At 43.1% G+C, this 15,104-nt stretch carries 13 protein-coding genes and 1 riboswitch; of the genes, 12 read left to right on the top strand and 1 reads right to left on the bottom strand.

The window, feature by feature from the left end; translation table 11 throughout:
- The 12 genes from C6Y06_RS12150 to C6Y06_RS12095 all read left to right on the top strand — a co-directional run bounded on the left by C6Y06_RS12150 (nt 1) and on the right by C6Y06_RS12095 (nt 14,241).
- A complete protein-coding gene (locus C6Y06_RS12150; protein WP_034662047.1) occupies nt 1-2,358 on the top strand; it encodes an endonuclease MutS2 in 2,358 nt (785 codons plus the stop codon).
- A gap of 14 nt (nt 2,359-2,372) precedes the next feature.
- A complete protein-coding gene (locus C6Y06_RS12145) occupies nt 2,373-2,777 on the top strand; it encodes a DUF350 domain-containing protein (protein ID WP_007501637.1) in 405 nt (134 codons plus the stop codon).
- A 162-nt stretch (nt 2,778-2,939) separates the two neighbouring features.
- The gene (locus tag C6Y06_RS12140) at nt 2,940-3,395 is read left to right on the top strand and encodes an immunity 63 family protein (protein ID WP_066030575.1); all 456 of its coding nucleotides are present in this window, start codon (nt 2,940-2,942) and stop codon (nt 3,393-3,395) included.
- 101 nt (nt 3,396-3,496) lie between these two features.
- Nucleotides 3,497-5,218, top strand: coding sequence for an AMP-binding protein (locus C6Y06_RS12135; RefSeq protein ID WP_106036946.1), 1,722 nt, complete (start codon nt 3,497-3,499; stop codon nt 5,216-5,218).
- Between the two features lie 168 nt (nt 5,219-5,386).
- On the top strand, nt 5,387-5,971 hold the full coding sequence (gene fadR / locus C6Y06_RS12130; protein ID WP_003216590.1) for a fatty acid metabolism transcriptional regulator FadR: 585 nt from the start codon (nt 5,387-5,389) through the stop codon (nt 5,969-5,971).
- Nucleotides 5,972-5,997: 26 nt separating this feature from the next.
- Complete coding sequence (locus tag C6Y06_RS12125; protein WP_106036945.1) at nt 5,998-6,777, top strand: enoyl-CoA hydratase; 780 nt, start codon at nt 5,998-6,000, stop codon at nt 6,775-6,777.
- 31 nt (nt 6,778-6,808) lie between these two features.
- Nucleotides 6,809-7,582: an electron transfer flavoprotein subunit beta/FixA family protein gene (locus C6Y06_RS12120; RefSeq protein WP_060596961.1), complete on the top strand. Its 774-nt coding sequence runs from the start codon at nt 6,809-6,811 to the stop codon at nt 7,580-7,582.
- Nucleotides 7,583-7,626: 44 nt separating this feature from the next.
- Nucleotides 7,627-8,604 (top strand): electron transfer flavoprotein subunit alpha/FixB family protein, encoded by a 978-nt coding sequence (locus C6Y06_RS12115; protein ID WP_106036944.1) that lies wholly within the window; start codon nt 7,627-7,629, stop codon nt 8,602-8,604.
- Nucleotides 8,605-8,679: 75 nt separating this feature from the next.
- Nucleotides 8,680-10,158, top strand: a complete 1,479-nt coding sequence (locus tag C6Y06_RS12110) for an alpha-N-arabinofuranosidase (protein WP_106036943.1) — start codon at nt 8,680-8,682, stop codon at nt 10,156-10,158.
- A 245-nt stretch (nt 10,159-10,403) separates the two neighbouring features.
- On the top strand, nt 10,404-10,718 hold the full coding sequence (gene trxA, locus C6Y06_RS12105; protein ID WP_007501629.1) for a thioredoxin: 315 nt from the start codon (nt 10,404-10,406) through the stop codon (nt 10,716-10,718).
- Between the two features lie 139 nt (nt 10,719-10,857).
- A complete protein-coding gene (uvrC, locus tag C6Y06_RS12100; RefSeq protein ID WP_106036942.1) occupies nt 10,858-12,630 on the top strand; it encodes an excinuclease ABC subunit UvrC in 1,773 nt (590 codons plus the stop codon).
- 63 nt (nt 12,631-12,693) lie between these two features.
- Nucleotides 12,694-12,871: riboswitch (Lysine riboswitch) on the top strand.
- A 140-nt stretch (nt 12,872-13,011) separates the two neighbouring features.
- The gene (locus C6Y06_RS12095) at nt 13,012-14,241 is read left to right on the top strand and encodes an aspartate kinase (protein ID WP_060596957.1); all 1,230 of its coding nucleotides are present in this window, start codon (nt 13,012-13,014) and stop codon (nt 14,239-14,241) included.
- Nucleotides 14,242-14,406: 165 nt separating this feature from the next.
- Here the strand turns inward: C6Y06_RS12095 and C6Y06_RS12090 are convergent, their stop codons facing one another.
- On the bottom strand, nt 14,407-14,850 hold the full coding sequence (locus C6Y06_RS12090; protein WP_003216293.1) for a YslB family protein: 444 nt from the start codon (nt 14,848-14,850) through the stop codon (nt 14,407-14,409).
- Between the last annotated feature and the right edge of the window lie 254 nt (nt 14,851-15,104).

Below are 15,104 nucleotides of genomic sequence, written 5' to 3'. Positions count from 1 at the left end.
CTGCAACAAAAAGTGTTAGCATCATTAGAATTTCATAAAGTAAAAGAAAAAGTGATGTCCTATACCGCATCCACATTAGGAAAAGAAAGAGCGCAGGATTTAACACCTCTGACGGATATAGAAACCATTCAGCATTTGCTGGAAGAGGTAGCAGAAGCACAAGATGTGATTCGCTTAAAGGGGTCTGCGCCATTTGGCGGGTTAACGGATATTAGACGCGCAGTTAAACGGGCAGAAATCGGCAGTACATTAAGCCCATCTGAGCTGATGGAAATCGCAGGACTATTATATGCGGTGAAAAATATGAAGCACTTTCTCACGTCCATGTATGAAGATGGAGTAGACATACCGCGCCTTCATACATATGCTGAGACGCTGATATTACTGCCTGAAATCAGAAAAGAAATCGAAAGCTGTATTGGTGATAATGGAGAAGTGCTTGATCATGCAACCCCTGCACTTCGTTCATTGCGCATTCAATTACGCTCACTAGAATCAAAGGTTCGTGATAAATTAGAATCGATGATTCGTTCACAATCGGCTTCGAAAATGCTGTCAGACACAATTGTCACCATTCGTAATGATCGGTTTGTTATTCCGGTGAAACAAGAGTACCGCTCGAATTACGGCGGAATTGTTCATGACCAATCATCATCTGGGGCAACACTTTTTATTGAGCCGCAAGTGGTCGTGGATGTAAATAACACCTTGCAGCAAACCCGTTTAAAAGAGAAGCAAGAGGTTGAAAAGATCCTCCAAATGCTGACAGAGAGCGTGTCAGAGCACATTGGGGAACTGCTTCACAATGTAAAGGAGCTGCAGACGCTAGATTTTATTTTTGCTAAAGCTAAATATGCAAAGGCAGAAAAAGCCACAAAGCCTGCTGTGAATGATCAAGGAGAGATCTATTTAAAACGAGCAAGACATCCTCTATTGCCTCGGGATCAAGTTGTCGCAAATGATATTGAGCTCGGCAAAGATTTTTCAACGATCGTGATCACTGGACCAAATACAGGGGGGAAGACAGTTACTTTAAAAACGCTGGGTCTTCTGACGCTGATGACACAGGCGGGCCTCCATATTCCAGTTGAAGAAGGCTCTGAAGTGGCTGTGTTCGACCAAGTCTTTGCTGATATTGGAGACGAACAGTCCATTGAACAAAGCTTGAGTACGTTCTCATCTCATATGGTCAATATTGTAGATATCTTAAAGCATTTGACATCTAACTCACTCGTGTTATTTGATGAATTAGGGGCAGGAACAGACCCAGCTGAAGGTGCGGCACTTGCGATGAGCATTTTAGATGAAGTGCATCAAACGAATGCACGCGTCATCGCAACGACTCATTATCCCGAGCTGAAGGCATATGGGTATAACCGGGAAGGCGTCACGAATGCAAGCGTGGAGTTTGACATTGAAACTTTATCACCAACGTACCGCCTGCTCATCGGTGTGCCTGGACGAAGTAACGCATTTGAAATTTCCAAACGTCTTGGTTTGCCTGACCACCTCATAGACCGGGCAAAAGCAGATATGCATGCAGAGCATAATGAAGTAGACCAAATGATTGCGTCATTAGAAGATAGCAAGAAACAAGCAGAAGAAGAACTGCATGAGACAGAAGTCTATAGAAAAGAAGCAGAAAAGCTTCATAAAGAATTGCAAAGACAAATTCTTGAATGGAATGAGCAAAAGGACAAACTGCTCGAAGAAGCTGAACATAAAGCGAAAGAGAAAATTGAACAAGCATCAAAAGAAGCAGAAGATATCATTCAAGAGCTGCGTTCGATAAAAAGTGAGCACCGCTCATTCAAAGAGCATGAACTCATCGATGCAAGAAAGCGTCTTGAAGAAGCGGTCCCTGAGTTTGACCGGAAGAAAAAGCCAGAGCCAGCGAAAAAAGCAGTAAGACAGCTGAAGTCAGGCGACGAAGTCAAAGTGCTCACCTTCGGGCAAAAAGGAACGCTGCTTGAACAAACAGGTGACAAAGAATGGAGTGTCCAAATGGGCATTCTGAAAATGAAGGTAAAAGAAAAAGACATGGAATTTATCAAATCAGCACCTGAATTTAAGCAAGAAAAAGCCATCACGGCAGTCAAAGGGAAAGACTATCATGTCTCGCTTGAGCTCGATTTAAGAGGAGAGCGTTATGAAAATGCCTTAAGCAGAGTCGAAAAATATTTAGATGATGCTGTATTAGCTGGTTATCCGCGCGTGTCGATTATTCACGGAAAAGGAACTGGCGCCCTCAGAAAAGGGGTTCAGGAATTACTGAAACAGCACCGAAGTGTGAAAAATGCTCGTTTTGGCGAACAAGGTGAGGGAGGATCAGGCGTCACCATCGTCGAATTAAAGTAAAAAGGAGAAAACGCATGAAAGCCTTTTGGGAAAATGAACTTGTGGAAATTGCCGCCTATTACAGCGTGGCCGTCCTATGTCTCGTCTTATTTCTAACCATTTTTGAACTCGTCACCTCCTATAAAAACTGGGAAGAGATCCAGCGGGGGAACTTAGCTGTTGCTATGGCAACAGGCGGGAAGATCTTTGGGATTGCGAATGTGTTTCAGCATTCCATCGCACAGCACAATTCCCTTCTTCAAATGGTTGGATGGGGCGTATACGGCTTTGTGATGCTGCTTGTCAGCTATTTCATTTTTGAATTTTTAACACCGCGATTTAAAGTAGACAAAGAGATTGAAAATGATAATAGAGCGGTCGGGTTTATTTCACTCATCATTTCAGTTGGGCTGTCTTACGTAGTAGCAGCCGGCATTTAAGGAGACGACATGGAAAAGCTAGCAAAAGTATTAATCGTAGTTGCCTGCACTTTTGCGGTCATTGGTGCCGTTTATCTGTTCCTGTGAAATGAAAAAAACAACGTTAGAAAGCTGTCAGGGAACCCCTTGGCAGCTTTTATCTCATCAAAGGCGGCGAATGACATGAAGCACATTCTGCAAAAAGACGAACTGATCAAGCGCATTGATACTTGTCTTCAAATGACATCCCTTCCAAGAGACATATACGAACCGTATATTGCACGTCCATTTCAAACGTCAGGATTTTTTGATGATTTGAGTCCCTATATTCAGATCGATTCGAGTGGTTATATCCTCATTCAATATGAACGAGGGATGAAAATGCTGCATAAAAGAACAAAAGTGGCGGATGAAGTTATTTACTGGATTTTAGAAGACACCATTTTTCTCACGGTTTACATTGACATGATGAGGAAGCATCAAGTCGACAACATCCAGACGCATTTACCGAATGACCCTAGTATCCATCAACAGATCGTGGAAAGAGTCAACGAGTCATTTCGTGCAATCGGCGGTTTATATGAACAGTGGCATCATGAAGGAAAAAGAGCCTCTATAGAAACACCGGCGAAAAAGTAAACGTGTGCAATTGAACCAAGCTCTATTAGAAAAAAGCAAACTGTCCTAAGGAAAAGTTTGCTATAATAAAATAGTACGAAAGTTCAGGAAGGAGGGTTTTTATGCAGTCAGATAAACGTTGGCTTCTGCATTACCCGAATCAAATTCCCCACGAACTCACCATCCCAAATGAAACATTACAATCTTACTTATTCAGCTCCGCAGAGGCTGCACCTGAGCATACAGCCATTCATTTTCTAGGAAAGAACATCACCTATGAACAGCTGCAAAAAGACGTATTGAAACTAGCCAGTCATCTGATGAAAATTGGCGTAAAAAAAGGCGACAGAGTAGCGATCATGCTGCCGAACTGCCCTCAATCGGTCATTTCTTATTATGCTGTTTTAATAGCAGGCGGCATCGTTGTTCAAACAAACCCGCTTTATACGGAGAAAGAACTGGAATATCAAATGGAGGACAGCGGCGCCAAAGTGCTGATCACGCTAGATCTGTTGTATCCAAAGGCTTATAAAATGAAAGCGCTGACAAGTATAGAACACTTAATCATTACCAAACTACAAGATTATTTACCATTCCCGAAAAACATACTGTTTCCTATTGTGCAAAGAAGAAAAAATAAAATGGTCATCCAAGTGGAGAAAAATGACACCATTCATCACTTCTCGCAGATCACGAAAGAATCGGCAGGTGAACAGCAAATTCCCGCACTTGCCTTTGAGCCGAAAGAGGATGTCGCTGTTTTGCAATATACCGGCGGAACGACCGGTTTACCAAAAGGGGTCATGCTCACACATGAAAATATTTTAGCGAATACTGAAATGTGCGCTTCCTGGATGTACAAAACGACCAGGGGGAAAGAACGCATCCTCGGCATCATTCCGTTTTTTCATGTCTACGGAATGACGACCGTCTTAAACCTTGCTGTCAAAGAAGGGCATCAATTGATTCTTCTTCCACGCTTTGATGTCGCAGATACCCTCAAAACCATTGAAAAACAGAAACCGACGCTATTTCCAGGCGCACCAACAATGTATATCGCCTTGCTGCATCATCCGAACATTGAAAAGTATGACCTGTCGTCCATCACTGCATGTCTAAGCGGCTCAGCGGCACTTCCTGTAGAAGTCAAACAAAGCTTTGAAAAATTAACAGGAGGACGCTTAGTGGAAGGGTATGGACTTTCAGAAACCTCACCCGTCACCCATGCTAACTTTTTATGGGGAGCGAACAAAACAGGCAGCATTGGCTGTCCGTGGCCTAATACAGATGCCGGTATTTATTGCGAGGAAACTGGAGGCCTAAAAGAACCATATGAGCATGGAGAAATCATTGTCAAAGGGCCGCAGATCATGAAGGGATACTGGAATCAGCCAGAGGAGACAGCGGCTGTATTACGAGATGGCTGGTTTTTCACCGGAGATATAGGGTATATGGATGAGGACGGTTTTTTCTATATCGTCGACCGGAAAAAAGATGTCATCATAGCGAGCGGCTATAATATTTACCCAAGAGAGGTCGAAGAAGCCCTTTATGAGCATGAGCTTGTACAAGAAGTCGTCGTCGCAGGTATTCCAGATCCGTACAGAGGAGAAACAGTGAAAGCATTTATTGTGCCGAAAAAGGATGCCTACTTAACAGAGGACGAACTTGATCGCTTTGTCAGGACGAGAATTGCCTCATTTAAAGTACCACGCGTGTATGAATTTAAAGAATCACTGCCTAAAACAGCCGTCGGGAAGATTTTGCGCAGAGTATTAATTGAAGAAGAAAAAAGAAAGCACGCTTCTTCATCTGAAACGCCTGCCGATCAACCGAAAACATAACGGTCTGCATCATCCGGTCCACCGGCCGGATGATTTGAATGTTGACCGCCTGCTCTGTTATGCTAAAGGTGGAAAAGAAACAAGAAGATCACTTGACAAATCGCCCGTTTCTTTTTAACATGAAGTTATGAATGAATACTCATTCAATTTAGAAAGGGACGAAGCACATTGAAGCAGAAAAGACCGAAGTACATGCAAATTATTGATGCAGCAGTTGTGGTGATTGCAGAGAACGGCTATCATCAATCACAAGTTTCAAAGATTGCGAAACAAGCAGGGGTAGCAGACGGAACCATTTATCTTTATTTCAAAAATAAAGAGGATATTTTGATCTCATTGTTCAAAGAAAAAATGGGACAATTCATCGAACGGATGGAAACAGATATTCAAAAGAAACCGTCGGCGAAAGAAAAGCTTTTACTGCTCATTGAGGAGCATTTTCGTATGCTTGCGCAAAATCATCATTTGGCTCTTGTGACACAGCTCGAACTCAGGCAGTCAAACCTTGAGCTGCGGCAAAAAATCAATGAGGTGCTGAAAGGGTATTTAAATATGCTCGAGTCGATTTTAGCAGAAGGAAAGAAAACAGGAGAATTTAGACAAAATCTAGATGTCCGCTTAGCGAGACAAATGGTATTTGGGACGATTGATGAGACCGCTACAACATGGGTCATGAATGATCAAAAATATGATCTTCCTGCACTCGCAGAAAACGTACGTGATCTACTCTTAAACGGAATACATCAATCTTAAAGACATTTTGAAAAAGGATGATTGACATGGAAAAGATACTCACCTTACATCATGAAGGACAGACAGCACTTATTACGATTCAGCATCCACCAGCAAACGCCTTATCTTCTCAGCTGCTCACCGAGCTAAATGACATGTTTGACCAGCTCGAACAAAATGAAGAAGTAAGAGCCATTGTGATCCACGGAGAAGGAAGATTTTTCTCAGCAGGTGCTGATATTAAGGAATTTACGACGTTACAGGAAGAGTCTGACTATTCAAGCCTTGCAGACAGAGGGCAGCAGGTCTTTGAACGGATAGAGCAATGTCCAAAACCAGTCATTGCCTCGATTCACGGAGCTTCATTAGGCGGGGGCCTTGAGCTTGCAATGTCTTGTGATATCCGAATCGCAACAAAAGATGCGAAGCTTGGACTGCCGGAACTAAACCTCGGCATCATTCCAGGATTCGGCGGCACGCAGCGCCTGCCGCGCTATGTTGGTTCGGCTAAAGCTCTGGAAATGATGGGTACAGCTGAACCGATTACAGGTGAAGAAGCATTCGCCTGCGGACTTGTTTCAAAGCTGGCAGAAACAGAGGAAGAGGCGCTTGAAGAAGCCAAAACACTTGCGGCAAAATTTGCAACGAAAAGCCCAAAATCACTCGAGTATGTGCTGGATTTATTGAACGCAACAAAATTGTATTCATATGATGGCGGAATGAAACTGGAAGCCAAAAAGTTCGGTGAGATTTTCCAATCGAATGATGCCAAAGAAGGTATCCAAGCCTTTATCGAAAAGCGCAAACCGAATTTTAAAGGGGAATAAGGGATTAGAACGACACAAGGGGGAGAAATGGATGAATATATTTGTTTTGATGAAGCGTACGTTTGACACGGAAGAGAAGATTTCCATTCAGTCTGGTGCAATTCAAGAAGATGGAGCAGAGTTCATTATTAATCCTTATGACGAGTACGCCATAGAAGAAGCCATCCAGCTTCGTGACGAGCACGGGGGAGAAGTGACCGTTGTGACAGTTGGCAGTGAGGATGCGGAGAAGCAGCTGAGAACAGCGCTCGCTATGGGCTGCGATCAAGCCGTTTTATTAAATGTGGAAGACGACTTAGAAGAGTGGGATCAATATTCAGCTTCTACGATTCTTTACCACTATTTAAAAGACAAAGAGGCTTCCTTAATTTTAGCAGGGAATGTGGCAATTGACGGGGGCTCTGGACAGGTTGCCCCGCGTCTTGCTGAATTACTTGGCTTTTCATATGTCACAACGATTACAAGTATTCAAATTGACGGAGGCTCTGCTTCGATTGAACGAGATGCGGAAGGTGACGTGGAAGTCATTTCTGCCGAGCTCCCGCTTGTCGTCACTGCCCAGCAAGGACTCAATGAGCCTCGCTATCCATCATTACCAGGCATTATGAAGGCAAAGAAAAAGCCTTTAGAAGAAGTGGAACTTGATGATTTAGATCTTGATGAAGACGATGTGCCATATAAAATCAAAACAATTGAACGTTTCTTACCGGAGAAAAAAGAGGGTGGCAAGGTGCTCAGCGGTGAGCTTCAGGATCAAGTCAAAGAACTGACAGATCTACTAAGAAACGAAGCAAAGGTCATCTAAACATCCGCTTTACGATATCACGAGAACAAGGGGGAACTTGAAAGATGAGTAAAAAAGTTGTTGTACTTGGAGAAAGTCGTGACGGTAAATTAAGAAATGTGACATTTGAAGCCATTGCTGCCGCTCATCAAGTGGCAGATGGCGGTGAAGTCATTGGCGTGTTAATAGGGGAAGACGTCAAAGACCTAGCGAATGAACTGCTTTACTATGGAGCGGATCATGTCATGATTGTGGAGCATCCGCACCTTTCATACTATACATCAGATGGTTTTGCGCAGGCGCTTCAAGCGATATTAGATCAGGTTGACCCAGATGCCGTACTCTTTGGCCATACGTCTATCGGAAAAGACTTGTCGCCGAAAATAGCTGCACGCTTGCAGACTGGCCTAATTTCAGATGCGATTGATGTAAGCGTTACCGGAGAACACCTCGTTTTCACTAGACCGATTTACTCTGGTAAAGCCTTCGAAAAAGTGATTTCAACAGATCGTCTGCTTTTGGCGACCATACGGCCAAACAACGTGGCACCTCTTGAGCGGGATGCCTCACGAAGCGGAGAAATTACACCGGTTTCTGTCGATATTCAGAACCTGCGAACGATTGTGAAGGAAGTCATTAAAAAAACGTCAGAAGGTGTAGATTTATCTGAAGCAAAGGTCATCGTCGCCGGGGGACGCGGGGTCAAGAGCAAGGAAGGGTTTGAACCACTGAATGAACTCGCCGAAACGCTGGGCGCAGCAGTCGGTGCCTCGCGTGGCGCCTGTGATGCAGACTACTGTGATTATGCCCTGCAAATTGGGCAAACAGGTAAGGTCGTCACACCTGATCTCTATATTGCGTGCGGGATATCAGGGGCGATTCAGCATTTAGCCGGAATGTCTAACAGTAAAGTCATTGTGGCGATTAACAAAGACCCAGAAGCCGAGATCTTCAAAATTGCCGATTATGGAATCGTCGGTGATTTGTTTGAAGTGGTACCGCTTTTGAATGAAGAGTTAAAAAAGATGAATATCCACTCGTAACGCTCATACACTCAGAATGCCTAGGTATTCTGGGTTTTTTTGTATGTAATCAATAAACAAAGGAGCGGTTGACAAGTGAAGGGGACAGTAAAAGTCAATGACGTGATCGGACGTATTTCTAAACACATCTATGGACACTTTCAAGAGCATTTAGGAAGAGGGATTTATGACGGGATTTGGGTAGGAAAAGATTCAGCGATTGATCATATTGAGGGGATTCGTACGGATGTGCTAAAGGCTCTTCAAGCATTACATATTCCGGTGCTTAGGTGGCCAGGCGGCTGCTTCGCAGACGAGTATCATTGGGCAAATGGTGTAGGTGATCTCAGTGAACGAAAACCGATGGTGAACACTCATTGGGGCGGCACGGTTGAATCCAATGCATTTGGTACGCATGAATTTATGAAATTGTGTGAGCTGCTTGAATGTGAGCCTTATATTTGCGGGAATGTGGGAAGCGGGTCTGTTCAAGAATTAGCAGAATGGGTCGAGTATATTACATTTCCAAAGGGAACACCTATGTCTGATTGGCGTATTCAAAATGGAAAACAAGAACCTTGGAAGCTGACCTATGTTGGTGTAGGCAATGAAAGCTGGGGCTGCGGCGGGAATATGACGCCTGAATACTATGCTGATTTATATAAACGTTATCAAACGTATGTGAGAGAGTTTGCGGGTCAGACGATATACAAAATCGCGTGCGGCGCAAATTCAAATGACGTGAATTGGACAAAAGTATTAATGGAGCGGGCCGCACCTTGGATGGATGGACTCAGTTTGCATTACTACACTGTACCCGGTACATGGGAGAAAAAAGGGTCAGCGACTGAATTTGATGAGGATGAATGGTTTATCACGTTGAAAAAAGCCTATGAGATGGAACGGCTTGTCGTGGATCATGGAGAGATCATGGATCGTTATGATCCAGACAAGCGAATCGGGATGATTATTGATGAATGGGGAACATGGTATGACCCAGAGCCAGGGACAAATCCTGGGTTTTTGTATCAGCAGAACACACTAAGAGACGCCCTTGTTTGTGCTCTGCATTTTCATATATTTCATCGTCATTGCCAGCGGATTCATATGGCGAATATTGCCCAGACGGTCAATGTTCTGCAAGCAATGGTGTTAACGGAAGACGAAAAGATGCTCCTAACGCCTACGTATCATGTGTTTCACATGTTTCAAGTGCATCAAGAGGAAGAAGCACTTGAAGTGGAGTTTGTGTCAACGCCTTATGAACGCAGAGGAGAAAAAATACCTCACGTTAGTGTGTCAGCTTCGCGTTCGTCAGATAAGATGCATATTAGCTTCTGTCACCTGAATCCGCATGAACAAAACGAAGTATCCCTTGCCATTGAAGGTTTGGATGCTCAAACGAAAGTCACGGGCCGCGTGCTGACAGCGGACCGCATGAATGCGCACAACACATTTGACGATCCTCATGCTGTCCAGCCAGCAGAGTTTCAGCAATTTGCTGTAAAACCCGGTGAATTGACCATAGATCTGCCGCCAATGTCGGTGGTGATGATCACGGTCGATCTGGCTTGATCGCATATTTAGATGTTTGATGAGCAGGATGTTGGGGCATCATACATTGTAAATGAAGCGGAAAGGGAGTTATTTATATGCTTAGAACGATTCTCATGATTATCGGTGCAATTGTTGTCATTGGTGCGATTGTACGGTTTGTTTTTTAATTCATTTCATAAAAAATGATTCGTAAGCATTTCATTCGCAAGTCACATTGGTAGATGCTATACTAAAAAGCATAATTTACATTGGAGGAATGAATAATGGCAATCGTAAAAGCGACTGACGCAACATTTTCACAAGAAACTGCAGAAGGTGTTGTTCTTGCGGACTTTTGGGCACCATGGTGCGGACCATGTAAAATGATTGCTCCAGTTCTTGAAGAACTTGATCAAGAAATGGGCGACAAAATGAAAATTGTAAAAATTGATGTAGACGATAACCAAGAAACTGCTGGTAAATACGGCGTGATGAGTATCCCAACACTTCTTGTTTTAAAAGACGGTGAAGTGGTAGAAACATCTGTTGGTTTCAAACCAAAAGAAGCACTTGCTGAACTTGTCAACAAACATCTATAAACCTGTCTATGCCCGAGCGGCATACTCAATGAAGCGGTTCTCGTAAAGACGAGAGCCGCTTTTCTTTCAACATGGTATAAAACAAATGTTCGTGATACACTAGAAGGAGTGAAAGAGGAAAACAAGGACGGATGAAAATATGAACAAACTGATCAAAGAAAAGCTATCGGTCTTGCCAGATCAACCAGGCTGCTACTTAATGAAAGATCGACAAAATACAGTCATTTATGTGGGAAAGGCAAAGGTCTTAAAAAATAGAGTGCGCTCTTATTTCACGGGATCTCATGACGCCAAAACGCAGCGGCTTGTCAGTGAAATTGAGGACTTTGAATATATTGTCACCTCTTCTAATATCGAGGCACTCATTTTAGAGCTAAATTTAATCAAAAAATACGACCCAAAATACAACGTCATGCTTAAGGATGACAAAACGTATCCTTTTATTAAAATTACGAATGAACGGCATCCTAAGCTGATCGTCACCCGCAATGTGAAAAAGGACAAAGGGAAATATTTCGGACCATACCCGAACGTACAAGCAGCCAGAGAAACGAAGAAGCTGCTCGATCGTTTATATCCACTGAGAAAATGTGCAACCCTTCCTGATCGCGTCTGTCTATATTATCATCTTGGACAATGTCTCGCGCCGTGCGTATATGACATTTCTCAAGAAACGAATAAGCAGCTCGTGGACGAAATCACAAGGTTTCTAAACGGAGGGCATCAGCAAATCAAAAAAGAACTAAACGAAAAGATGCAGGAAGCCGCCGAACAATTAGAGTTTGAACGGGCAAAAGAACTGAGAGACCAAATCGCTTACATCGACTCAACGATGGAAAAGCAGAAAATGACGATGAGCGATTTATCAGATCGAGATGTCTTTGCATATGCCTATGACAAGGGCTGGATGTGTGTCCAGGTCTTCTTCATCAGGCAGGGGAAATTGATTGAACGCGATGTCAGCCTATTTCCTATGTATCAAGACCCTGAGGAAGAGTTCCTCACGTTTATGGGGCAATTTTATGCAAAGAACAATCACTTTCTGCCGAAGGAAATTTTGGTGCCAGACAGCGTAGATCAAGAGATGATTGAACAATTGCTCGAGACGAACGTTCATCAGCCGAAAAAAGGAAAGAAAAAGGATTTGCTTTTACTTGCCCATCAAAATGCCAAAATCGCCTTAAAAGAAAAATTTTCGCTCATTGAGCGTGATGAAGAGCGGTCCATTGGTGCGGTGAAGCAGCTTGGGGATGCACTAAATATTTATATGCCGTACCGGATTGAAGCATTTGATAACTCGAATATTCAAGGTGCAGACCCGGTTTCTGCCATGGTCGTCTTTCAGGACGGGAAGCCGTATAAAAAGGAATACCGAAAATACAAAATTAAAACCGTCACAGGGCCAGATGATTATGCATCTATGCGTGAAGTCATTAGAAGGCGATATACCCGCGTGTTAAAGGATGAGCTGCCGCTGCCAGATTTAATTTTAATTGACGGAGGAAAGGGACAGATCAATGCAGCGATAGATGTGCTTGAAAATGAATTGAATCTGTCTGTCCCAGTGGCAGGTCTTGTGAAAGATGAAAAGCACCGGACTTCGAATCTGATGATAGGAGATACACTGGAAATTGTTGCGCTGGAGCGGAATAGCCAGGCCTTCTATTTATTGCAGCGCATTCAAGATGAAGTGCACCGGTTCGCTATTAGCTTTCACAGGCAGCTGCGAGGAAAAAATGCATTTCAATCTATTTTAGACGATGTGCCAGGTATCGGAGAAAAGCGTAAAAAACAGCTTCTTAAACATTTTGGCTCTGTGAAAAAGATGAAAGAAGCCTCTATCCAAGACTTTCAGGAGGCTGGCATCCCGAAACAGACGGCCGAACTTTTAAGGGAAGCATTAAAAAAATAGATTGTACTTTTTCCAAAAGTCTGTTAAGATTGTGACTAAATTTAATAAATGAACGTGTTGTTTGTTGAAGATAGAGGTGCGAACTTCAAGAGTAAGCCTTCAGAGATCGATGGGATCTAGGAAGAGGGCTGAAAGGGGAGCGTCGCCGAAGTGAATAAAATCCACTCATTTTATTCGCTGGCTGTACATTGAAGAAATGTAGGGCTGTCAAGAATGTATTTCTTGGAGGGCTATCTCATTGTTTGCATCGTTTAATGATGATTTTAAAGCAATGGGAGATCTGTTCTCTCATTGCTTTTTTATTTGCAGTGAGCAGGCAGTCTCCAAAGCCGCTTCTTGCCTCTTCTCTCACACGTGATCTTTTGAAAAAGGGTGGTAGACATGGGACTAATTGTACAAAAATTTGGCGGAACGTCCGTTGGATCAACAGAAAAAATTCGCAATGCCGCAGAGAGAGTCATCGCTGAACGCGAGGCCGGACATGATGTGGTTGTGGTTGTGTCGGCAATGGGCAAATCTACGGATGTTCTAGTAGACCTAGCGAAAGAACTCACAGATCATCCAAGCAAAAGAGAAATGGATATGCTGCTCGCAACTGGAGAGCAAGTGACCATTTCCTTATTAACGATGGCGCTGCAAGCAAAAGGCTATGATGCCATTTCCTTTACAGGCTGGCAGGCTGGTATGAAAACAGAGCAAGTGCATGGTAACGCAAGAATCGTGGATATTGATGAATCAAGAATAAAAGAGGAATTAAGTGCGGGAAAAGTCGTTGTTGTAGCTGGCTTCCAAGGAATTGCAGATGACTTACATATCACAACACTTGGACGCGGTGGATCAGATACAACGGCTGTGGCACTTGCTGCCGCATTAAAGGCTGATAAATGTGATATTTACACAGATGTACCAGGAGTGTTTACGACAGATCCGCGTTATGTACCATCCGCGCGGAAACTTGCAGGTATTTCATACGATGAGATGCTCGAACTGGCTAATTTAGGAGCTGGCGTCTTGCATCCGAGAGCTGTTGAATTTGCAAAAAATTATCAAGTCCCACTAGAAGTCCGTTCTAGTATTGAAAATGAATCGGGTACGTTAATTGAGGAGGAATCATCCATGGAACAAAATTTAGTCGTCAGAGGCATTGCATTTGAGGATCAGATTACACGCGTGACGGTGTGCGGTCTTTCAAGCGGTCTCACCACATTGTCGACCATCTTTACGACGCTTGCGAAGCAAAATATCAATGTCGATATCATCATTCAGTCCGTCACAAGCACCAATCAGACGTCCATCTCTTTCTCTGTGAAAACGGATGATTTGTCCAAAACAGTTGAAGTATTAGAAGAGTATAAAGGAGCGCTTGGTTACGAACAGATCGAGACAGAAAGTAAATTAGCCAAAGTATCTATCGTTGGATCTGGTATGGTCTCAAATCCAGGCGTAGCCGCTGAAATGTTCGCTGTGTTAGCGGAAAAAGACATACAAGTGAAAATGGTCAGTACGTCTGAAATCAAAGTCTCAACAGTGGTTGGCCGAGATGATATGGTCAAAGCAGTTGAAGCGCTGCATGATGCGTTTGATTTATCAAAGGTAGCTGCCCATTCTTAAACAGGCAGGGAGGTGTATCTCTTAAAAGAGTGCTCCTCTTTTTTATATTCGAAACCGCCGCATACAAGAAAGGAAAACGTGCGTAAACCCATTCACTAAGTATGCTATGATAGAAGAAGACTACAAAAAGGCGTGACCTGAAGTCCGCGCCTTTCATAAAGAGTGTTAGCTAGGGTCTCTTAAATCCCATTTAACGGTTAAAATGACTTTATCAGCACGCTTTTTCACTTGTTCATAAGATTCAGCCACGTGCTCGTTGAGAAGCTGAATTTGTTCAGCAATAAAACCCGCTTCCATCTGAAAGCATGGCTCCTTTTGATAGGTGAGTCGATTTGATACAAGTGGACCTTCGAGCTCAAACTCAATTTCCTGTTTTTTCGAATGGACCATCGTGAGCGTTCCCCATCCGGCATCATGGAAAAATTCGGGGATCTTCTCCCATGACTCTTGAGGAAATTTACGAGCAAGCAGTTTACCCGCAAAATACATCATAGATGAATGATCCTGACCCAAAATATCAGGCAGCAGAACTTCGCGTATCAGCTCGTAGGCAAATCCATTGACTTCAATTTCTTTTAGCTGTTCTAAGTTAGATTCGAATTTATTCATTGTACGGCTCCCCTCTTTCAACAATTTATTATAGCTTATGTAAGCATATGATGACAGAGTTTTCCCTGAAGTCTAAGAAATTCTTATTGTAGTAAAACGAATTTTGATTTAAAACTTTTAAATTTCGGAAAATTTTAATTTATGTACGCGGTTTCTTGACGCTTTTTTGACATAGGAGTAAAATGAAATTGTCAATAAATTTGAATAAAGTGCTTACAATTGAAAGAAGCGGGGGTAAGACAATTTTCAGCAAT

The sequence above is a fragment of the Bacillus sp. MZGC1 genome (genome assembly GCF_002998605.1).
In the GTDB taxonomy this organism is placed as follows: Bacteria; Bacillota; Bacilli; order Bacillales; family Bacillaceae; genus Bacillus.
This window is presented reverse-complemented; position numbering and strand designations above follow the sequence as displayed.

Excerpts from the sequence above, each read along its gene's own strand:
- C6Y06_RS12145 (WP_007501637.1), top strand. The coding sequence starts at position 2,373 with ATGAAAGCCTTTTGGGAAAATGAACTTGTGGAAATTGCCGCCTATTAC.
- C6Y06_RS12140 (WP_066030575.1), top strand. The coding sequence starts at position 2,940 with ATGAAGCACATTCTGCAAAAAGACGAACTGATCAAGCGCATTGATACT.
- C6Y06_RS12135 (WP_106036946.1), top strand. The coding sequence starts at position 3,497 with ATGCAGTCAGATAAACGTTGGCTTCTGCATTACCCGAATCAAATTCCC.
- C6Y06_RS12125 (WP_106036945.1), top strand. The coding sequence starts at position 5,998 with ATGGAAAAGATACTCACCTTACATCATGAAGGACAGACAGCACTTATT.
- C6Y06_RS12120 (WP_060596961.1), top strand. The coding sequence starts at position 6,809 with ATGAATATATTTGTTTTGATGAAGCGTACGTTTGACACGGAAGAGAAG.
- C6Y06_RS12115 (WP_106036944.1), top strand. The coding sequence starts at position 7,627 with ATGAGTAAAAAAGTTGTTGTACTTGGAGAAAGTCGTGACGGTAAATTA.
- trxA (WP_007501629.1), top strand. The coding sequence starts at position 10,404 with ATGGCAATCGTAAAAGCGACTGACGCAACATTTTCACAAGAAACTGCA.
- uvrC (WP_106036942.1), top strand. The coding sequence starts at position 10,858 with ATGAACAAACTGATCAAAGAAAAGCTATCGGTCTTGCCAGATCAACCA.
- C6Y06_RS12095 (WP_060596957.1), top strand. The coding sequence starts at position 13,012 with ATGGGACTAATTGTACAAAAATTTGGCGGAACGTCCGTTGGATCAACA.
- C6Y06_RS12090 (WP_003216293.1), bottom strand. The coding sequence starts at position 14,850 with ATGAATAAATTCGAATCTAACTTAGAACAGCTAAAAGAAATTGAAGTC.